19 protein-coding genes and 3 tRNA genes are annotated in these 18,242 nt (G+C 55.1%); 15 read left to right on the forward strand and 7 right to left on the reverse strand.

All coding sequences use genetic code 11. From position 1 onward, the window contains the following. The first annotated feature begins 3 nt into the window (after positions 1-3). The 6 genes from AC0J4F_RS16160 (at position 4) to lhpI (ending at position 6,069) form a co-directional block, all read left to right on the forward strand. The gene (locus AC0J4F_RS16160; RefSeq protein ID WP_133947124.1) at positions 4-1,035 is read left to right on the forward strand and encodes a branched-chain amino acid ABC transporter permease; all 1,032 of its coding nucleotides are present in this window, start codon (positions 4-6) and stop codon (positions 1,033-1,035) included. 3 nt (positions 1,036-1,038) lie between these two features. Further along, positions 1,039-2,244 carry a branched-chain amino acid ABC transporter permease gene (locus AC0J4F_RS16165; protein WP_133947125.1) on the forward strand — a complete coding sequence of 402 codons (1,206 nt, stop codon included), beginning with the start codon at positions 1,039-1,041 and terminating at the stop codon, positions 2,242-2,244. Between the two features lie 11 nt (positions 2,245-2,255). Next, a complete protein-coding gene (locus AC0J4F_RS16170) occupies positions 2,256-3,011 on the forward strand; it encodes an ABC transporter ATP-binding protein (protein ID WP_133947126.1) in 756 nt (251 codons plus the stop codon). After that, positions 3,008-3,787, forward strand: a complete 780-nt coding sequence (locus AC0J4F_RS16175; protein ID WP_473024032.1) for an ABC transporter ATP-binding protein — start codon at positions 3,008-3,010, stop codon at positions 3,785-3,787. Before AC0J4F_RS16170 ends, AC0J4F_RS16175 begins: the two co-directional genes overlap by 4 nt. A gap of 128 nt (positions 3,788-3,915) precedes the next feature. Then, the gene (locus AC0J4F_RS16180) at positions 3,916-5,013 is read left to right on the forward strand and encodes a calcium:cation antiporter (RefSeq protein ID WP_473024033.1); all 1,098 of its coding nucleotides are present in this window, start codon (positions 3,916-3,918) and stop codon (positions 5,011-5,013) included. A gap of 111 nt (positions 5,014-5,124) precedes the next feature. Further along, positions 5,125-6,069 (forward strand): bifunctional Delta(1)-pyrroline-2-carboxylate/Delta(1)-piperideine-2-carboxylate reductase, encoded by a 945-nt coding sequence (gene lhpI / locus AC0J4F_RS16185; protein WP_133947129.1) that lies wholly within the window; start codon positions 5,125-5,127, stop codon positions 6,067-6,069. 3 nt (positions 6,070-6,072) lie between these two features. Here lhpI and AC0J4F_RS16190 read toward each other — a convergent pair whose 3' ends face one another. Then, entirely contained in the window at positions 6,073-6,924 is an 852-nt protein-coding gene (locus AC0J4F_RS16190; protein WP_473024034.1) for a GNAT family N-acetyltransferase, read from the reverse strand. Between the two features lie 265 nt (positions 6,925-7,189). Here AC0J4F_RS16190 and AC0J4F_RS16195 point away from each other — a divergent pair, with 265 nt between their 5' ends. Both AC0J4F_RS16195 and AC0J4F_RS16200 read left to right on the forward strand, forming a co-directional pair. Further along, positions 7,190-7,867: a hypothetical protein gene (locus AC0J4F_RS16195; RefSeq protein WP_473024035.1), complete on the forward strand. Its 678-nt coding sequence runs from the start codon at positions 7,190-7,192 to the stop codon at positions 7,865-7,867. Then, on the forward strand, positions 7,864-9,801 hold the full coding sequence (locus AC0J4F_RS16200) for an adenylate/guanylate cyclase domain-containing protein (protein WP_473024036.1): 1,938 nt from the start codon (positions 7,864-7,866) through the stop codon (positions 9,799-9,801). Before AC0J4F_RS16195 ends, AC0J4F_RS16200 begins: the two co-directional genes overlap by 4 nt. Positions 9,802-10,091: 290 nt before the next feature. Here AC0J4F_RS16200 and AC0J4F_RS16205 read toward each other — a convergent pair whose 3' ends face one another. The 3 genes from AC0J4F_RS16205 to AC0J4F_RS16215 all read right to left on the reverse strand — a co-directional run bounded on the left by AC0J4F_RS16205 (position 10,092) and on the right by AC0J4F_RS16215 (position 12,636). Continuing rightward, positions 10,092-11,654: a caspase family protein gene (locus AC0J4F_RS16205; RefSeq protein WP_473024037.1), complete on the reverse strand. Its 1,563-nt coding sequence runs from the start codon at positions 11,652-11,654 to the stop codon at positions 10,092-10,094. Between the two features lie 294 nt (positions 11,655-11,948). Next, a tRNA-Glu gene (locus AC0J4F_RS16210) sits at positions 11,949-12,024 on the reverse strand. Positions 12,025-12,195: 171 nt separating this feature from the next. Next, on the reverse strand, positions 12,196-12,636 hold the full coding sequence (locus AC0J4F_RS16215) for a VOC family protein (RefSeq protein WP_209175233.1): 441 nt from the start codon (positions 12,634-12,636) through the stop codon (positions 12,196-12,198). 52 nt (positions 12,637-12,688) lie between these two features. Between AC0J4F_RS16215 and AC0J4F_RS16220 the strand changes: the two genes are divergently transcribed. The 5 genes from AC0J4F_RS16220 to AC0J4F_RS16240 all read left to right on the forward strand — a co-directional run bounded on the left by AC0J4F_RS16220 (position 12,689) and on the right by AC0J4F_RS16240 (position 15,894). After that, on the forward strand, positions 12,689-13,459 hold the full coding sequence (locus tag AC0J4F_RS16220) for an SIR2 family NAD-dependent protein deacylase (RefSeq protein ID WP_473024038.1): 771 nt from the start codon (positions 12,689-12,691) through the stop codon (positions 13,457-13,459). A gap of 146 nt (positions 13,460-13,605) precedes the next feature. Further along, positions 13,606-14,187 carry a cold-shock protein gene (locus AC0J4F_RS16225; RefSeq protein ID WP_008195514.1) on the forward strand — a complete coding sequence of 194 codons (582 nt, stop codon included), beginning with the start codon at positions 13,606-13,608 and terminating at the stop codon, positions 14,185-14,187. A gap of 88 nt (positions 14,188-14,275) precedes the next feature. Next, the gene (locus AC0J4F_RS16230) at positions 14,276-14,773 is read left to right on the forward strand and encodes a DUF192 domain-containing protein (RefSeq protein WP_209002194.1); all 498 of its coding nucleotides are present in this window, start codon (positions 14,276-14,278) and stop codon (positions 14,771-14,773) included. A gap of 126 nt (positions 14,774-14,899) precedes the next feature. Continuing rightward, positions 14,900-14,976 (forward strand) — tRNA-Pro (locus AC0J4F_RS16235). Positions 14,977-15,180: 204 nt separating this feature from the next. Further along, positions 15,181-15,894, forward strand: coding sequence for a hypothetical protein (locus tag AC0J4F_RS16240; protein WP_133947135.1), 714 nt, complete (start codon positions 15,181-15,183; stop codon positions 15,892-15,894). Here AC0J4F_RS16240 and AC0J4F_RS16245 read toward each other — a convergent pair. Further along, the gene (locus tag AC0J4F_RS16245) at positions 15,866-16,381 is read right to left on the reverse strand and encodes a hypothetical protein (RefSeq protein ID WP_133947136.1); all 516 of its coding nucleotides are present in this window, start codon (positions 16,379-16,381) and stop codon (positions 15,866-15,868) included. The genes AC0J4F_RS16240 and AC0J4F_RS16245 overlap by 29 nt on opposite strands. Positions 16,382-16,408: 27 nt before the next feature. Beyond that, positions 16,409-16,657, reverse strand: coding sequence for a hypothetical protein (locus AC0J4F_RS16250; RefSeq protein WP_133947137.1), 249 nt, complete (start codon positions 16,655-16,657; stop codon positions 16,409-16,411). A gap of 426 nt (positions 16,658-17,083) precedes the next feature. Between AC0J4F_RS16250 and AC0J4F_RS16255 the strand changes: the two genes are divergently transcribed. Further along, positions 17,084-17,389: an ETC complex I subunit gene (locus AC0J4F_RS16255; protein ID WP_133947138.1), complete on the forward strand. Its 306-nt coding sequence runs from the start codon at positions 17,084-17,086 to the stop codon at positions 17,387-17,389. A gap of 111 nt (positions 17,390-17,500) precedes the next feature. Next, a tRNA-Arg gene (locus AC0J4F_RS16260) sits at positions 17,501-17,577 on the forward strand. Positions 17,578-17,892: 315 nt separating this feature from the next. On the opposite strand, the gene AC0J4F_RS16265 is transcribed toward AC0J4F_RS16260, so the two are convergent. Next, entirely contained in the window at positions 17,893-18,198 is a 306-nt protein-coding gene (locus AC0J4F_RS16265) for a hypothetical protein (RefSeq protein WP_209002195.1), read from the reverse strand. Positions 18,199-18,242: the final 44 nt, after the last annotated feature.

The raw sequence follows: 18,242 nt of genomic DNA on the forward strand, positions 1-18,242 counted from the left end.
GCGATGGACGCGATACTTCTTCAAATCTTGAACGGTCTGGACAAGGGGTCCGCATATGCGCTGATCGCCCTTGGGCTGACCCTCATTTTCGGCACATTGGGCGTCGTCAACTTCGCCCACGGCGCGTTGTTCATGATCGGGGCCTTTTGCGCGGTCACACTGAACCGGCTGCTGTCCGTGTCGTTCACCACCATCGACGATACCCGGACCGACTTCCTCGGGAACCCGCTGAAGGTTGAAACACCTTATGTGGAAGCCTGGTTTGGCCCCGAGATGGGAGGCGCGATCATTGATTGGTCGGTGCCCCTCGCGATCCTGTTCTCAATTCCGATCATGGCGCTGGTTGGCCTGTTCATGGAACGCGGCCTTATCAAATACTTCTACAAGCGCCCGCATGCGGACCAGATTCTGGTGACCTTCGGCCTAGCGATCGTTCTTCAGGAAATCATCAAGTATTTCTACGGCGCAAATCCGATCCCGACACCGGCTCCGGAAGTCTTCGCTGGCAGCTTTGATTTCGGTGCGATGATCGGAATGGACCCGAATGTCATCATCTATCCGTACTGGCGGATTGTTTACTTCCTGTTTGCCACGGTCATTATCGGCGGGGTCTTCGCCTTCCTCCAGTTCACAACTTTCGGCATGGTTGTTCGAGCGGGTATGGCGGACCGGCAAACTGTCGGATTGCTCGGCATTGATATCGACCGGCGCTTCACCATCATGTTCGCCCTTGCTGCGATCGTGGCAGGCCTTGCAGGCGTGATGTATGCCCCCATCAATTCGCCCAACTACCACATGGGGATGGACTTCCTTGTCCTCAGCTTCGTCGTGGTGGTTGTCGGCGGTATGGGCTCGTTGCCCGGGGCCGTCGCTGCTGGGTTCCTGCTCGGGATTCTTGAAAGCTTTGCGTCTATGGCGCAGGTCGTCGCCCTGCTGCCGGGCATCAACCAGATCATCATCTATCTCGTTGCGATTGTGATCCTTCTCACCCGTCCGCGGGGACTGTTGGGCCGCAAGGGCGTAATGGAGAGCTAAATCATGCTTGGACTTAACAAAAAAGACACGTCGCTCTTCATCCTCGTCTTGCTGCTGGTTGTATTTGCGCCGTTCCTTCTGAACCCCTTTCCGGAAAATTCAGAGCTCGCGCAATTCAACGCAGGCTATCCGGACCTGATGCAACGCTTCCTGATTTTCGGGATCTTCGCCATTGGCTTCAACATCCTCTTCGGCCTGACGGGCTACCTCAGCTTCGGTCACGCCGCATTCCTGGGTGTTGGTTCCTACGCTGGCGTCTGGATGATGAAGCTGCTGACCATGAACGTTCTGCCGGCCATTATTATCTCGGTGATCTTTGCCGGTCTGTTCTCTGTCATCGTCGGATACATTTCGCTGCGGCGTTCAGGCATCTACTTCTCGATCCTGACCCTCGCGTTCGCTCAGATGTCGTTCTCTCTGGCTTATTCGGTCCTCACCCCAATCACGGCCGGTGAAACCGGGCTGCAGCTTGCGCTTGATGATCCGCGTATCCTCGGCGTGAGCCAGGTAGATGGGACCATTCCGCTTGCCCACTTCTTTGGGATCGACATGCGCGACAGCTTTGAACTGGCCGTTGGCGGGTGGTTGTTCACGTTCAATGCAGGTTACTACCTCTGCGCTGTCGTGATGATGATCGCTTTCTATATCGCGATCCGGATTTTCCGCTCGCCCTTCGGTATGATGCTGCGCGCGGTGAAGTCCAACCAGCAACGTATGAATTTCACGGGTCTGAACTCTAAGCCTTATACACTCGCTGCCTTCGTCATCTCTGGGATGTATGCCGGTTTGGCTGGTGGTCTTATGGTGGCGATGGATCCGCTTGCAGGTGCGGAACGCATGCAGTGGACAGCGTCTGGTGAGGTCGTCCTGATGACCATTCTCGGCGGTGCAGGCACCTTGATCGGTCCGGTCCTTGGAGCTGGTTTCATCAAGTATCTGGAAAACATCTTTTCCAAAATCAACGACAACATCCTCTACGAATGGTTCTCCGGTCTCCCGGAAGGCATCGCTGACTTCCTGGTGTTCGTCATCCACCCGTTCATCGGCAAGGGTTGGCACCTGACGCTCGGCATCATGTTCATGCTGATCGTTATCTTCCTGCCTGGTGGCATCATGGAAGGTCTTGAGAGGATCGGGCGCCTATTCAAGCGCAAGTCGTCCCCCGCGAAAGGCCCTGGTGCCAAACCATCCGCCGCGCCAGCTGAATAAGGTGATTTGATATGGAAATCCTCAAAGTCGAGGGCGTAAACAAGTCGTTTGGCGGACTTCGGGCTCTCAACAACGTTAACTTCAGTGTGGAAGAAGGCACCGTCCATGCGATCATCGGTCCGAACGGAGCCGGTAAGTCGACCTTCCTCAACTGCATGATCGGGCGTCTGGCTCCAGATACCGGAACCGTGATGTTCGGGGACATTTCTCTAACCGGCATGAAACCGCACGAGATCAACCAGGTGGGTGTGTCGCGCGTTTTCCAGACGCCGGAAATTTTCGGCGATCTGACCCTGATGGAAAACATCATGATCCCGGCACTTGCCAAGCGGGACGGGGAGTTTGCACTCCATGCGTTTGCGCGGGTGGATCAGGATGCAGAGATCCGGGACAAGGCCATGCATATGCTGGAAGACGTCGGTCTCGCCGAAAAGGGCGACATCACAGCGAGCTCCTTATCGCGTGGTGACAAACGCCGGCTGGAGCTTGCGATGTGCTTGTCACAGGATCCGAAACTCTTGCTTCTGGACGAGCCGACAGCTGGCATGTCCCGGGCAGATACCAACAACACGATCGATCTTTTGAAACGCATCGGTGACCGCGGCATTACCAAGGTGGTCATCGAGCACGACATGCACGTTGTATTCTCGCTGGCCGAAAAGGTTTCCGTTCTGGCGCAAGGGGCGATCATCGCCGAAGGCAAGCCAGAAGACATCAAGGGAGATCCGAAAGTTCAGGAAGCCTATCTCGGAGGAGCGCACCTGTGACCATTCTTGAAGACCAATTCGCCGGCAAGACAGCGCCGGCGGTTCCGCCAAAGAAAGCCCTCGGTGGTGCTCCGGCCTTCTTTTCTGCCTGGGACCTTCACGGATACTACGGCGAGAGTTACATCGTGCAGGGCGTAAGCTTCGACGTACGCGAAGGCGAGATCCTTGCACTTCTTGGCCGGAACGGTGCGGGTAAGACCTCTACCTTGAGGACGATCGCCCGCATGGACGACCCCGCGCTCACGCATGGGGAAATTTGGCTGGACCACAAGCCTCTGCATGAAATGAAGAGCTTTCAGGCCGCTCAAAACGGGGTCGGTCTGGTGCCAGAGGACCGCTGTATCATTCCCGGCCTCACGGTTCAGGAGAACCTGGAGCTGTCCCAGATTGCAGAGCCCAAGGGCTGGTCGATCGAGCGGATCTATGAGCATTTTCCGCGGCTCGCAGAACGGCGCAACCAGGAAGGCACCACCATGTCCGGTGGTGAGCAGCAAATGCTTGCGGTTGCCCGTATCCTGGCACGGGACATCAAGCTCCTGTTGCTGGATGAGCCCTACGAAGGCTTGGCGCCGGTTATCGTCCAGGAAATCGAGCGTATCCTGGAAGGCGTGAAGGATCTCGGCATGACAACCATCATCGTTGAGCAGAACGCCATCGCAGCGCTCCATTTGGCGGACAGGGCGGTGATCCTCGACATGGGTGAGGTTGTTTTTGACGGCACCGCGCAAGAGGTGCTCGACAATGCGGAGCTTCGCCAGGAGTATCTCGCGATCTAAAGCTGCCAGAATACTGGATGATCAAGGGTCGGCGTTTGCGCCGGCCTTTTTTTGTTCGGTTGTCCGACCAGTAGCGCCGCTTATAGTGGGCGCAATATTTGATTGATTCTTCGGGCTAGGGCGGCGGGATGTCCATATTACGATCAGAACTTCCGAGCCTCGTCGGGTTCCTTGCCTTTGCCGCCTTCAAGCTGCTTGGCGATGGTCTGAAACCAGCGGCAGTTGGCACGTTTGGCAGCCTGATTCTGCTCGCGCTGATCTTTATCGTTGTCATGTGGTGCGCCTTCTCCGTTGTGCGCCATGCCGAAGGCTTGGCGACACTGTTCGGCGAACCATACGGGACCTTGATCCTGACACTGGCTGTGATCGGCATTGAAGTGGCTCTGATCGTTGCGATTATGCTGTCCGGCGATGCGGTTCCGACCATGGCGCGGGATACAATGTTCTCAGTCGTGATGATCGTTCTGAACGGTTTGGTTGGGCTTTGTCTGTTGCTGGGCGGCCTAAAGCACCGCAACCAGACCTATAATCTTCAAGGTGCGAACGCGTTTTTGTCGGTCCTTGTGCCGCTCGCAATATTTGCACTGGTGTTGCCGCGCATCACGCATTCCGCTCCAGGTGGTGAACTGTCGCCGCTTCAAGTCGGCTTTGAAATCGTGATGTCAGTAATTCTCTATGGTGTTTTCCTGGCCATACAGACCGTGACTCACAGCGACATCTTCCGCCAACCGGACAGTGCCGGTGACGATGAACATCATGGTGTGGTTGTCCGGACCGTTCCGTTTCATGTGATTGGGCTTTTCGGCGCGCTATTGCCGATCATACTCCTGTCAAAGAGTTTGGCACTTTACGTTGATTTCGGAATTGCCGCTGTCGGCGCGCCGATTGCTTTCAGCGGTTTCATTGTCGCTGCACTTGTTTTGATGCCGGAGGGAATGAGTGCGGTGCAGGCCGCGCGGGACAACATGCTTCAGCGTGCAGTCAACATTTGCCTTGGGTCTGCGGTGGCAACGATTGGTTTGACTGTGCCCGCTGTCTTGATTGTCGGATGGTGGACCGGCTTGCGGGTTGAACTTGGCCTGGAAACGACCGAGATCATCATGTTGGTGCTGACCCTGTTTGTGAGCCTTTTGACCTTCGGCAGCCGCACGACGAACTACCTGCAAGGCGCTGTCCATCTTGCCTTGTTCGCAGCCTATATCATGCTGATCTTCGATCTTTCGTGAAACGCGGACCAACTGGCTGCTGACTTCAGTCAAGTGGTGGTTGGACTGCCGCCGCAAATATGATTTCCTGAGCGCAGTTTCTGTTTCCAATCCCCCTGATTCCGGTTGCCTATGCTGCTCCTTTCTGAAGACCAAACCCGTCACGCACTGCCATTTCCTGCTCTGATCGACGCTCTGGAAGAGATTTTCCGTTCTGGATGTGTGATGCCGACCCGTCACCACCACGACATGGAAATGTCAGGAGAACCGGACGCGACCATGCTCTTGATGCCGGCGTGGGTGCCAGGTGAATACGCCGGGGTAAAGGTGGTCAACGTCATGCCGGGGAACTCTGCGCGGGGATTGCCGGCAGTGGCGGCGCAGTATCTTCTGTCTTCCGCCAAGACCGGCGAAATGCTGGCTCTCATTGACGGGGGCGAATTGACTGCCCGGCGGACGGCGGCTGCATCTGCGCTCGCAGCCAAATATCTTGCGCGGGAAGACGCAAGTCATTTGCTGATTGTCGGCACAGGTCGTCTTGCCCCAAATCTCGTGGCCGCGCATATGGCTGCTCGGCCGATCAAGCAGGTGACAATCTGGGGCCGTTCGAAGGAAAAGGCCGCTGAACTTGCGCGCCATGTTGGCGCGACCTATCCGGTTTCTGTGACCGTTGCCGGTCATCTGGAGGATGTTCTCGGCAAGGCGGATATCATTAGCGCTGCGACACTTTCCAACGAACCGCTGATCAAGGGCGCCCTCGTTAAACCGGGCGCTCATGTCGATTTGGTGGGCGCGTTCAAGCCGTCCATGCGGGAAAGCGACGACGACCTGGTCCAACGCGCGGACCTTTTTGTCGATACAAGAGATGGCTGCCTTGTCGAAGGCGGTGACGTAGTCCAGCCCCTACAGGCCGGTGTGATTACACCGGAGGACATCAAGGCCGACCTTTACGACTTATGCCGAGGTACCCATCCAGGACGACAGTCTGATGATGCGGTGACTTTCTTCAAATCGGTGGGAGCGGCATTGGAAGACCTTGCGGGCGCCATGCTCGCCTATGATACGGCGCGCAAATAAGATTTATCCAAGTTCAAAAGTGGTGATGCCAAACTTCTGATCGAGCGGCAGGTCGGGAGCAGGGCCTTTGTACATTCGGAACGTTTCGAATTCCGGTGACAGCTCGTATTTCTCGGCGAGCAAGAGGGCAGCCGCATTCGGTTCCGGGATGTCCAGAATGATGGTCTGGCCTTTCACTTGACCGGCGAGGGCGCGGAACAAGGTGTCTGCAATCTCTGGAGTGTCTGCGAACAGAGGCCCGATCTTGAACCCTTCCAGACATTGACGCAGCACTCCATAGCCTTGAAATTCGCCGTTTTCGACAAAGGCAAAACCTCGTCGGGTTTGGGCCGTGGGGGCGGTCCAAAGTTTCAGGAAGTCTGTTCTCTCATCCGGGAAAAACTTCCGGTCGTAGTCACGAACGGACGGAAACAGGCCCTGGCCAAGTGGTGTGAGCCGGGAATCCATGGGGGTGTCGCACATGGAAATGCCCGCGTAGCGCACGTTGCGGTAGACCGGTTTGAACCCATGCTTTGCGTAGCGCGGCGTCTGTTCTTTCACCGCATCCAGACCGATGGTTCGACCATCAAGATAGGTCATCGCGTGATCCCAGACCAATTGCCCATGTCCCTTGGAGCGGTGATCCGGGTGCGTGATGAACAGGCCGATGAAGCCGAAACCATCACCGTAACGAACACCGGAGATGACTGTGACAAGTTCCCCATCGATTTCGCCAGCGAAAAAACCGGAACGATCTGCCTCCAAAAACGCCAAGCCATCTTCATGACCCGGGTTCCAACCTTCGTTCGCGGCCCAGTCGATTGCGGTCTGGATATCCTCGGCGTTCAAGTTTCTTATGTTCAATTGGACCGCCATGGTGCCTCCGAAGCGTGCGCGATTTGTTGGACTGACAAGACCATAAAATGAGTCGATTACGGTTCAAAATTGACATTGAGCGGGTAGCTGCCGCGAAAAGACAGAAATCCCGTCGCAATTTTACCAAGTAATTTCCTGATGTTGCAGCCGGTCCGGTGTTTTTGTGACCAAGACCACATGTCTGGCGCCGTCCGGTGCTATAATCCATTCAAACAAACGGCTGCGATCCTGCGCCGTATTGTGCGTGATTTTTCAGGAGACCGTCATGAAGACCGCGTTTGGTATCTTCTCACTCTATCCGAAATCCATGGCTGCTGGTTTGGCCGCGGCCGGTATTGTGGCAAGTGCCGGCGCTGGTTTTGCCGAGCCCTTGGCCCTCGTTTTGGACAAGTCAAAGGCTGTCGCTTTTCCAGCATTCAGCGAACTCTCAGCCGGAGATGTTGTCGAACTTGGCAATTCCGGACACATTGACCTCCTCGACTACAGCGCGTGCCGTGAGGTGCGGATAACCGCTGGCCGTGTGGTCTTCACGTCCACCGGATACGAAGTCGATGGGGGAGAAGAGAAAGAACTGCGTGCCGGCAATTGCCTGCAGGCAGACAGCGGAACGGACCCGGACACTGCCGACAAGGGCTTGACCGTCACACTTCGCAGCATCAAGGCGGCCAATAAAACAGCAGCCTCGCTGATGCTCCGTTTCGACGACCAGCTGAAGACCGAATACGACAGTGTGTTCGTGTCATTTGAAGGCGGTGAACCGAAGCGGTTCGAACTTGGTGAGAATGTCTTGACCGATATGCCGATCCGCGATGAGGAGACTGACAAAATCGACGTGCAGCTCTTCTTGCAGAGCAGCACGGCCGACGGTGAAGTTGTCATGCGGGAGTTCACGATCGATCCGGCGACTGTTGGACGGAAGACGGCTGTCGTAGTTGTAAAATGACAGCGGGGCGTCCGTTTTCAGTCCATTTACTTGGCCGCAAACGGCTGACTGCTGTAATCGCGTTTCTGGCACTTGCTGCCGGAACGGTTCTTGGTCTTGGCGCCCAAAACGCCATTTGGGAAGGCTGGTTTGTCGATCGGCTTTTTCAGGCCAAGTCTGTGTTATCTCAGAAAGAGAAAAGCCAGCGCGCACCGGTGGCCGTTGTCGGGCTCGATCAAGTGTCTTTGAATTCCGACCGGCTGGCGACTGTTCCTCGTGTTTTCATGAGCCCTGTATTGGCAACGGCAGGGCAGGCAGTTCTGGACGCTGGTGCGGCAGGCGTCGGCTATGATTTCGTATTTGCCTTTAGCGCCGATTCTTTTGCTGACCCCAATACCGGCGAGGAGCGCCTGCGCGGCTTTGACCGGCCGTTCCTCAGGTTTCTTTATCAGAACCGCGGTAGGGTCTTTGTGTCGCGTACAAGCACAGGTGTGCCCCACCGTGCTATTTCCGCCGCCGCCGGCACGTCCGGCGTCCGCTTTGCCGAAGTTACCCCCGATACGGATGGCGTCGTCCGCCGGCACACGCCAGAGCTTCCGCTCATCGACTCTCCCTTGTTGATTGATGCCTTGTTGGCGAGCGCGGACGCCTCCATCTCGACAAGTTACACGATGATCCCGGAACATCGGCTTGCGTCATCAATACCTTACCTGTCCTTGATTGATTTGCTGGCGCTGACCGAAACAAAAGCGGGCCGGGAGGAAATCAAGGCGTTTTCTGAAGGGCGGGTGATCCTGTTCGGCAGCACCATGCCAAATGAGGACGAACATCTATATTCTGACCGGTTTTTGCGCCAAATGTCCGCCGAGATTGCTGAAACGGGTGAGAGTGGCCGTCCTGGGGGCCGGCATGCGACTGCCGGTGTTTTTGTTTTGGCCGACATGGTCGGAGCGGCTTTGTCAGGCCGCATTGCCCTAGATCCGCCAGTTGGCACTCTGGCACTGCTGGCCTTTGTCTTTGCGGTCGCCGGAACTGCGGCGGGCCTGCTTCTTCCCCTGTCGATTTTGCCTGTGGTCGCCGTTGGTAGCATATCGGTTGCGTTCGGCATCAGTCTTATTGGTTTGCAATCGGGCTATCTGATTGCACCGGGTGTTGCTCCTGTGGCTGTGATGGCGTCCATGATTGTGGCCGCGATTGGTAAGGTCGGTGTTTTGCAACGGCGTCAACGATCCTTGGTCAACCTGTTCGGTCACTATCTGTCCGAGGACGTGATCAGGCAAATGGCTGATTCCGAGGAACTTCCAGCCCTTGGGGGGGAAACGCGTCACGTGGTTGTGGCGTTTCTCGACATCGTTGGCTTTACAAAAATGTCGGAAAAACTGCCCGATCACGAGGTGGTCCGGGTGGTCAACACCTGTTTTGATATGATCGGGCAGGTCATTACCAAGCATGGTGGTTACATCGACAAATATATCGGCGATGCGATCATGGCTGTCTGGAATGCACCGAATACGGTCGAAAACCCCGAACAAGCGGCTGTCGACGCCTCTCGTGAGATCATTGCCTTGCTGGATGAGATCCGAAAAGAGACAGGCCAGGGCAGCCTTGATCTCCGCATTGCATTGAATGCCGGTCCTGTGCTTGTCGGAGACATTGGCGGAGAACACCGGCGCTCCTTTACCGTTATGGGCACCACCGTCAACACGGCCAGCCGGATCGAGAGCGTTGCGAAGGACAGAAACGTTCGGCTGGCGTTCAGCGACCCGGTCGCCAGCAATCTGCAAGACGTATATCCGGTCAAAAACATCTGGAGCGGCAGATTGCGCGGCCTCAGCCACGACACTCACGTTTTCACTGTCGATGATCCTGCGGTGTTCATAGAGAGCGATGTAAGCGCGAGTTTGACCGGTAATGAAAGCAAACAACCCGCCAACTTGGTCAAGTTTTCCAGCTAGAATTTCAAGAGTCGATGTTTTCCTTTGGATCGGCCATCTTTGTTTCTATCCGTCAGCCGGAAATTGAGGTTTTGCCGGTCCGGTGCTGCAAAGGCCTCTCAACAAAATCAATGCGTACCCAGCGCTTGAGACAGCGGCGAACTCAGTCTTTTCGGTGTATTGTGTTTCAGTGGTGCCAATGCATCCTCCGGATGCGGGAGCCGCCGGCCCCAGCAAAAAGGCCGGTCTGGGACCGGCCTTTCATTTCTTGTATCGCACTTGGCGGCGAGCCATAGGTCCGCCGCGAAAGGTCAGTACCTGCTGCCGATCGCTCCACCTATGATGCCGCCAACAACGCCGCCCATGAACGCTGCGCCTGCGGTGTTGCCACCGTTGTTGTTATTGTTTTGCTGGCGCGTGTTCTGATTACGGTTGGTTGCTGTGTTGGTCCGGTTTGTGCTGCTGCGGGTTTTCTTGGCGGCAGCAGCTGCTGCCCGCTTGCGGTTCACTTCGGCCACATAGGCTGCGTATTGAGCCTCGGTCTGAGACGTCAGCAGCACGTATTGCGCGGCCGTGAAGTAGCCACTCGGGACCAAACCGTTCTGGGTCTGCCAGGCAGTGATACCAGCGCGGGTTTTTGGCCCAAACGCGCCATCCGGACGGCCGACATTGTTGCCGGAGAGGTTCAGCCGTGTCTGGACTTCACGGCGTGCCGTGCGGTTCCAGCCGATAGACGCTTCGGTATCTGCAGTGCCTGCAACAGATTTTTGCGGGTCTGGGAGATTGGTCGCAGTTGTAGCCACACCAGTCTCTGTTGCGTTGTCAGTTGCTGTCGAGTTCCGGGACGCAACCTGCGTTCCAGACTGAAGGCGCTTGATGGCGTTCCGTGCGAAGTTCTTGAAGGTTCCTTCCGGATAGGCAGAAAGATAAGCTTCATAATCGGCGATTGTGTCGCTCTCTTTCACGGTGTTCCAAACCAGCTTTTCCCGCTCCCAGGCTATCGTGGATTGGGTTGCTGCGGCAGAGGCTGCCGGAGCAGTCGCCTGCGGCACTGATTTGGCGGTGTCACCAAGGCTCGCAACTTGCTGAGAACCAACATCAGCTTGTTTGTTCAGGAATACCTCTCCAATCAAGGAGGCGTTCACCCACGGGCGCTGACGCTTTTCAGTTGCATCATAAACATCGCCAGTGACCCGCGTCATTACAGTTTGGATGGACGCGTTCGGGGTGTCGATGTGGCGGATCAAAGCGGATGTAAACGGCGAGTTGCTGCCTTCACCATCGAGAGCTACATCGCCCGGGCTGGTTGAAAATGCAATTACAGAGCCTTCACCACCGGTCTCCTGGACTTTGATCTCGGCAAGACCAGTGCCGACACTGCCAGACCGGCTCGGCCCCATGCGGCGGGCCAGGGTGCGGGCCAGCGGGTTGTCACGGCAGGCGTCAAGGAAGACCATCTGTACTTTCACGTCTTTCGACATCTGGCGCATGATGAAGTCAACCGAGATTGTCTCAAAATCGATCGATGTCTCGTCTTCTATTCTGGCGTCAACCGGGATTAGAAGGTTTTGGCCGGCGATCTGCATGCCGTGGCCTGCATAAAAGAGGATCGCAATGTCTGCCCCGTAGGCCTTCTTTGCGAACTCCATAACCGTCCGGCGCATGTCCGAATAGGTCTGGTCCATGCCGGAAACAACGTCGAAACCGAGGCCGCGGAGTTTTCCGGCCATTACTTCGGCATCATTGGCCGGGTTTGGCAGTGCGACTGTATGTTCATAGGCGCCATTGCCGATTACAAGCGCAACGCGTTTCGCCAACGCAGGTGAAGTGCCTGCCAATGCAATTACAAGCACGGCGATCAAGTGTTTGAACATCTCCATGTCCTTTCATCGATCTGGTGTCGCCGGTCGGTTGGTCCGATCTTGTTCAGATATTTGTTCGTTTCTGAACTCATAATACCTGCAGAGGCGCTTTTAGATTGTAATGTGTGTCACAAGAGGCCGGAAAAGACATTTTGCTGTCAGACAATGAAATGAGTCCAGCAATTCCGCCAATTTCGTATGCCCCAAATCGGCCACGATTATAAACGGTGCCAAGCAAATTGGCCACGATTAAGTCTGCGCTTGGAAAACGCTGATCCGGTCGTATTGAAATTGTTGGGAAAGAAATGGCACGCCCAACGGGACTCGAACCCGTGTTTCCGCCGTGAAAGGGCGGCGTCCTAGACCGCTAGACGATGGGCGCGCGGTCGACGCGGTTGCGTCGTGGGGAGGCTTATAGGCGGGAAATGATTGGCCCGCAAGTGCCTTTTGGAGAAAATTTCACAGGCCCGGAAACTCGGGCCTGTGCTTGTTGAAAACCGGCGATCAGCTGGAAATCATTTGTCTGAGCTCGGCGGGGATACCTTTAGCCGGATCACCACTCGCCGGTGTTGCCCATAGACGCCCAGGGTTCCTTGATTTCAAGGGCCTGACCTTTTTGCAGAAGCTCGAAAGAGATGTTGTCCGGGGAGCGAACAAAAGCCATGCGGCCATCGCGTGGCGGGCGATTGATGGTCACACCTTTGCTCTGCAAGGCTTCACAGAACTCATAGATGTTGTCGACTTCATACGCGAGGTGACCGAAGTTGCGCCCGCCAGTGTATTCTTCTGGGTCCCAGTTATAGGTAAGTTCCAGAACCGGACGGGCGTTTTCCTTCGCGCTGTCAACGTCGTCAGAGCTTGCCAAGAACACGAGAGTGAACCGGCCCTGTTCGCTTTCATAGCGGCGGGTTTCGGTCATGCCCATTTTGTTGCAGTAAAAATCGAGCGATTCTTCCAAATTGGAAACACGAACCATGGTGTGCAAATAACGCATGTCTTACCCTCTTTAGCAGCGTTTTAAATTTGATGGAGCAACGGACCGGCTCATGAAGATCATCACCGAACTGGCCGAAGCGCAGGAATTTGTGTCGTCTCTCGCCGAAATGCCCACGGGATCGATTGTGGCTTTAACAGGCGCGGGTATCTCAACTGATTCCGGTATCCCGGATTTCCGGTCACCCGGTGGTATTTGGTCTCAACGTGCTCCTGTTCAATATCAGGATTTTCTGGGTTTTGAAGAGAGCCGTCTTGAAGACTGGGACCGTCGGTTCGAAATGCAGTCGTTTTTCTCGGACGCAAAGCCGAATGCAGCGCATCGTGCACTGAGCAGTCTTTTTTCAAAAGGACAGTTGTCCACCTTGATCACGCAGAATGTCGACGGACTGCATCAGCGATCGGGAGTTTCAGCGGGCAAACTGATCGAGTTGCACGGCAACTCCACCTTTGCCACTTGTCTGGAATGTGGCCGTGAGGCCGCCCTGGATGATCAAAAAATCGCAGTCGAGGCTGGAACCAGTCCGCGCTGCACGGCGTGTGGTGGGCTTTTGAAAGCAGCGGTCATCAGTTTCGGTCAGGCCATGCCGGAAAAGGAAATGGAACGGGCGGTGGACGCATGCCAGTCCTGTGATGTGTTTCTCGTGCTCGGGTCTTCCCTGGTGGTGCACCCGGCTGCGCAATTGCCCGTTATCGCAGCCCGCAGCGGTGCAGATCTGGTGATTCTCAACCGAGAGGAAACGCCGATCGATTCGATTGCGAAAGCTATCTTGCGGACGCCACTCGCGGCGACTTTCGCAAATTTCCCTATGAAATCGGCGTAAATCGCTGAAATCGTCTGTGGTTAGTCTGTTAATTTTTCTTTCCGGCGAAATGTGCGGTGTTATCCTTTTGTTAGGAATCAGCTGTCGGGTGCGTGGTTATCGGGCCCATAGCTGGTAGATGTGCACCAGAGACGGGACATTTGATTATGGGGGTTAAAGCCGCACGGGATCCCCGCGCACTCGAAGACCTGACGGAAGATGTTGCCGTTGATGTATTCGAGGTTGCCGGAACGATTAAATGGTTCGACGTCGGTAAGGGCTACGGCTTTATCGTGCCGGACAGTGGCGAGACAGACATTCTGCTTCACGTGACATGCCTCAGGCGGGACGGCTTCCAGACCGCTTACGAAGGCGCACGTGTCGTATGCGAGGTTTTGGACCGGCCGCGCGGTCTTCAGGCGTTTCGTATTCTTTCCATGGATGAGAGTACGGCCGTTCACCCGTCTCAATTGCCGCCTTCGCGGACCCACGTACAGGTGGTCCCGGAGACCGGTTTCGAGACCGCGACCGTCAAGTGGTTCAACCGTGTGAAGGGCTTTGGCTTCCTGACACAAGGTGAGGGGACCGAAGACATCTTCATCCATATGGAGACGCTTCGCCGGTATGGCATTACCGAACTTCGACCAGGCCAAGAGGTGCTTGTGCGCTTCGGGACCGGACCGAAGGGACGTATGGCTGCCGAGATTCGACCGGTCGGAAGCGGAACCCACATTCCAGCGTCTCATTGAACCGGGATACATCACAGTTTACGGCCGGACATGTTCCGGCCTTTTTTAATGGTGTATCTGGGTAGGACCTGTCGCAACCGGAGTTCTCATGAACGCGTACCAATTGCCCCGATCCGTTGCCCTGGCATTGTGTGTAGGCTTTGCCATCCTTTTGAGCGCCGTCAGCAACGGGTCGTTTGCCGGGAACAGTCAAACACTTCCAACCGAGCCGCTGACCGTCATTTCCGGCGCGAACGAACATCGGTTTACGGTGGAAGTGGCTTCAACGGATACGCAGCGGGCGAAGGGGCTGATGTTCCGCGAAGAGATGGCAGCCGAACATGGCATGCTGTTCATATTCGACGGCGAATTCGAGCGCCATTTCTGGATGAAAAACACACCACTGCCGCTCGATATCATTTTCATTTCCTCTCAAGGGAAAATCGTCAGCATTGCAGCGGACACCACGCCTTACTCTGAAAAAGTCATCCCGTCCGGCGCGCCGGCAAAATTCGTTCTTGAGCTCAATGCGGGAACTGCGGCTAAGCTTGGCATCAAACCGGGAGACGAAGTTGTTGCCGGCTCGATGGGACTGAACGACGCCTGACGAAGCCTGTGTCTTTGGAAGTGCATCACAGCTCTAAAATTGACTGTCCACAAGCATGAGCTCAGGGCGAGACTTTCGCTACTTGACGAACGAAGAAAACGCGGATACACCGCCCGAACCAGCCGTCGGGGTATAGCGCAGCCTGGTAGCGCATCTGGTTTGGGACCAGAGGGTCGCAAGTTCGAATCTTGCTGCCCCGACCACTTTCTCTCTCCTTAAAAACTATTGTGTCGGCTAATCAGAAATCGCTTTGTTTGTCTGGATTTTGGTTTGGTCAAAGCTGCGTTTCTGAGGAAATCGGGGAAGTTGTGTTGTTTTTCTTGTGCATCCCTCAGAGGTGCCTCAACTTTGTCTGGGGACCGGGAGAGAAGCGGCGGGACCGCTTTGCCCGAGGCAGGCAGGGCGAGATGATCAACGATCCAAAACACCACACGACCTTGGAGGTGGCCGCGGCGATCGCCGTTGTAAAGGCGCTAATTTCAGACGGCGGGCTGACTGTTAGGGAGAGCAGCGATTTTGGTCTCTTCGAAAAGACCATCCGGAAGACAGAAGACAAGTATCTGATGGAGGACTTTTCGCCCCGGTTTTTCGATCTCCATGGGTCAACGGCCTTTTGGATCGGTGCGTATGACAATCGAGGAAATGTCGTTTCCGTTCAGGCCGCGAAGGTTGAGGATCTCCAGGACCGGAGCCTTGCAGAACACTGGCAGCAACAGCAGCGGCGGATATTTGTCGATCCGAATCCGCAAGCGCGTTTCGGCAACGAACATGCCCACGATGCGTATTTTCTTCGGGGGAAGATTGTTTATCACGGCAATTTGTGGCTGCGCCGGGATGTCCGCGGCAAAGGGCTTGCTGAACCCTTGACCCAACTTGGCTTTCTTGTGGCCCTTTTGAAATGGTCGCCTGACTATCTCTATGGATTAATGGCCGCAACTGCAGCTGAAAAAGGGTTTGGCATCCGGGTCGGGTATCGGCGGTTCGTGCCCCGTGGCACTCATTGGAAGATGCCGCCCGGCCACATCCGTCCGGATGATTGGCTGGTGTATTCCACCCGCAGCGACCTTATTGGCCTCGCACGGACGATAGCGGCTACAGGCGGCGCTGCAGATCCTGAATAACGCCGAAGTAGGCGCAAATCTGATAACTTGCCGTTGGCGCAGGCCTGATCCCGACGATCAGCCGTTCGAACGCGATTTCGTATGTCTCGCCGTTAAGTGAGATCAGGGTGCGTGCGTAACCGTAATAGGGCTGAAGATTGAGCGCCGCTTTATAGGCGTCAGCTGAAGCTTTTTCCAATTCCGGATCAGGTGTGCGCAATCCAGATGCCGGACCGCACGAGGCTTGCGGGGTGGCCCACTGATCGCCGAACAGCAGCCGTTGACTGGATTCGAGTCCAACATAGAAAATCGGAGGCGGTTCCATGTCTGAAACCTTGTCGGAACACAGGCTCAAATAATTGATGTAAGGTTTGAGAGAGCTGGGTGTGGCGTGGTGCGACGCGGATTGAATTGCTTCATAGAATTCAGACAGTTTTGGGTCTGCAAGGCCTTGTTCTATAACCTTGGTCCCAAGCTCTGTGAATTGAGATGCCGGACGTGTCAGCACAGTATTACGGTACCTTTTTGTTTCACCTTACCGATTGAACGCTGTGAGCAACAAGGACATGACGTTCAAGAATTCTTCCTGTTTCTCGCGCGGGAGGTCGGCAACGTCTTCAACGGCGTAGTCGAGTGTTAAAATCATGGTCCACATCTCGCTGAGGTTTGCAGCGTCAATATCAGCGCGCAATCCAACAGGGTCCAGGCGAGTTGTTTCAGGCAGATCAAAAGAAATCTGATCATCGCTCTTAAAACCAAAAAGGTTCTGAAAGTGATGTTGCATGACTGGCCTTCCTGTTATTGGGTGAGCGGATCAACCTTTCGGGTCCCGGACACCATTTTTTGCCGGTGTTCTTAATTGCCAAACAATTCGGGTGGCAGAACTTAACGGCAGAATGCACTCGTAACTTTCTCATTCTAGGCAGGGAGATAGCATAGGTTGTGTTTTTGCGCCATAATGCAACGCAGCTGGTTCTCCAATTTCTTTCACATCGTTAACTCAGCATTGCATGCGAAGCGTCGTTTCTGTTCGGGATCTTTTTTCCCCGGCAATCCGGTCGTGGCTGTAACATGAGTTCGCTACAGGTGCGCTGTAAATTAGCGCGTGAAATCAGCACAGATAGACTGCAGATATTGACTTCCGGATCAAAGGAGGGAACAAGCTGATTAGAGATCTGCCACACGTCAAACTGAGCACAGGATAAGACCTATGGTCGCGCGCATTTACCAGCCGGCAAAAACGGCGACGCAGTCCGGTAAGGCCAAAACGCAAAAATGGGTTCTGGATTTTGAACCGGAGGTGGCCAAGTCCGTCGAACCTTTGATGGGTTACACATCGTCTTCGGATATGAAGCAGCAAGTGCGCATGGTGTTCGAAAGCCAGGAAGACGCCGTCGCTTATGCAAAGCGCCAGGGCATCCCATATCGTGTGGAGAAATCGCAGGCACGAGTGGTACGCGGTGCTGCCTACGCTGATAATTTCAAATTCGACCGCGTCGCGCCCTGGACGCACTAAGCCGGCAGTGATGTCCTTGTCCCAAACAAAAATGATTGTTGAAATGATCGTTTTGATATCGACAGGATTGGCGGCTTTGCCGCACAAAGGGCTCAGCAATCTCGAGCTCACGGCCCCGTAGCTCAGCTGGATAGAGCACTCGCCTTCTAAGCGAATGGTCGCAGGTTCGAATCCTGCCGGGGTCGCCACTGTTTCTGCTAGTGAATTTTTTCAACGAAATGAAGCTTTTGGACCGGCTATCACGGTTAACAATTTCAGTTTCAGTAGTGCCAGGAAGCGGTCGTCTTCAGTTGCGAAAAATCGCACACTTATGACCTTCGAACGCAGATCTATCCAGTCTTCAACTGCATTGAGCCCCTTTTGACTGGAATTAGCTTTGAAACGAAAAAAGACCGGGATCCCGTGTCCCGGTCAGTCTTTGGAGCGTTGCGCTGAAGCTGGACAAGCCGCGATCCAGTGAGGACCAGAAGCGCTGCAGCCAAGATAGCTATGGGGTCAGTGTTTCAGGTGCCCGTGCTGGTTTGATTGACCATCAAGGGGGTTACCTTGGACTTCAGAATAGTGTCCAGATCTTCACTGCCGTCTTCAAGGGATTGAAGCGCCATATCGAGGAAATATGAGCAAAAGGTCCGACCGTCTTTGTCAGCTTCCTTTTGCGTATAACGGATCATACGCTTGATGGCCTCTACGGGAGGTTCCTGATCAAGTTTTGGATCTGTTTTAACGTTGGACTGAGACATAATACCACCCACCAGTGTTGCTGTCTTTTGGAGGATTCCTGCACTCTGGAAGCCTTTCAAGATCGCCATGTTGTTCTTGAAGCGTGAAACGAGCGTGATAAAGTCTTCGTGTA

The organism is Roseibium sp. R5 (assembly GCF_055755305.1).

Excerpts from the sequence above, each read along its gene's own strand:
- AC0J4F_RS16160 (WP_133947124.1), top strand. The coding sequence starts at position 4 with ATGGACGCGATACTTCTTCAAATCTTGAACGGTCTGGACAAGGGGTCC.
- AC0J4F_RS16165 (WP_133947125.1), top strand. The coding sequence starts at position 1,039 with ATGCTTGGACTTAACAAAAAAGACACGTCGCTCTTCATCCTCGTCTTG.
- AC0J4F_RS16170 (WP_133947126.1), top strand. The coding sequence starts at position 2,256 with ATGGAAATCCTCAAAGTCGAGGGCGTAAACAAGTCGTTTGGCGGACTT.
- AC0J4F_RS16180 (WP_473024033.1), top strand. The coding sequence starts at position 3,916 with ATGTCCATATTACGATCAGAACTTCCGAGCCTCGTCGGGTTCCTTGCC.
- lhpI (WP_133947129.1), top strand. The coding sequence starts at position 5,125 with ATGCTGCTCCTTTCTGAAGACCAAACCCGTCACGCACTGCCATTTCCT.
- AC0J4F_RS16190 (WP_473024034.1), bottom strand. The coding sequence starts at position 6,924 with ATGGCGGTCCAATTGAACATAAGAAACTTGAACGCCGAGGATATCCAG.
- AC0J4F_RS16195 (WP_473024035.1), top strand. The coding sequence starts at position 7,190 with ATGAAGACCGCGTTTGGTATCTTCTCACTCTATCCGAAATCCATGGCT.
- AC0J4F_RS16200 (WP_473024036.1), top strand. The coding sequence starts at position 7,864 with ATGACAGCGGGGCGTCCGTTTTCAGTCCATTTACTTGGCCGCAAACGG.
- AC0J4F_RS16205 (WP_473024037.1), bottom strand. The coding sequence starts at position 11,654 with ATGTTCAAACACTTGATCGCCGTGCTTGTAATTGCATTGGCAGGCACT.
- AC0J4F_RS16215 (WP_209175233.1), bottom strand. The coding sequence starts at position 12,636 with ATGCGTTATTTGCACACCATGGTTCGTGTTTCCAATTTGGAAGAATCG.
- AC0J4F_RS16220 (WP_473024038.1), top strand. The coding sequence starts at position 12,689 with ATGAAGATCATCACCGAACTGGCCGAAGCGCAGGAATTTGTGTCGTCT.
- AC0J4F_RS16225 (WP_008195514.1), top strand. The coding sequence starts at position 13,606 with ATGGGGGTTAAAGCCGCACGGGATCCCCGCGCACTCGAAGACCTGACG.
- AC0J4F_RS16230 (WP_209002194.1), top strand. The coding sequence starts at position 14,276 with ATGAACGCGTACCAATTGCCCCGATCCGTTGCCCTGGCATTGTGTGTA.
- AC0J4F_RS16240 (WP_133947135.1), top strand. The coding sequence starts at position 15,181 with ATGATCAACGATCCAAAACACCACACGACCTTGGAGGTGGCCGCGGCG.
- AC0J4F_RS16250 (WP_133947137.1), bottom strand. The coding sequence starts at position 16,657 with ATGCAACATCACTTTCAGAACCTTTTTGGTTTTAAGAGCGATGATCAG.
- AC0J4F_RS16255 (WP_133947138.1), top strand. The coding sequence starts at position 17,084 with ATGGTCGCGCGCATTTACCAGCCGGCAAAAACGGCGACGCAGTCCGGT.
- AC0J4F_RS16265 (WP_209002195.1), bottom strand. The coding sequence starts at position 18,198 with ATGGCGATCTTGAAAGGCTTCCAGAGTGCAGGAATCCTCCAAAAGACA.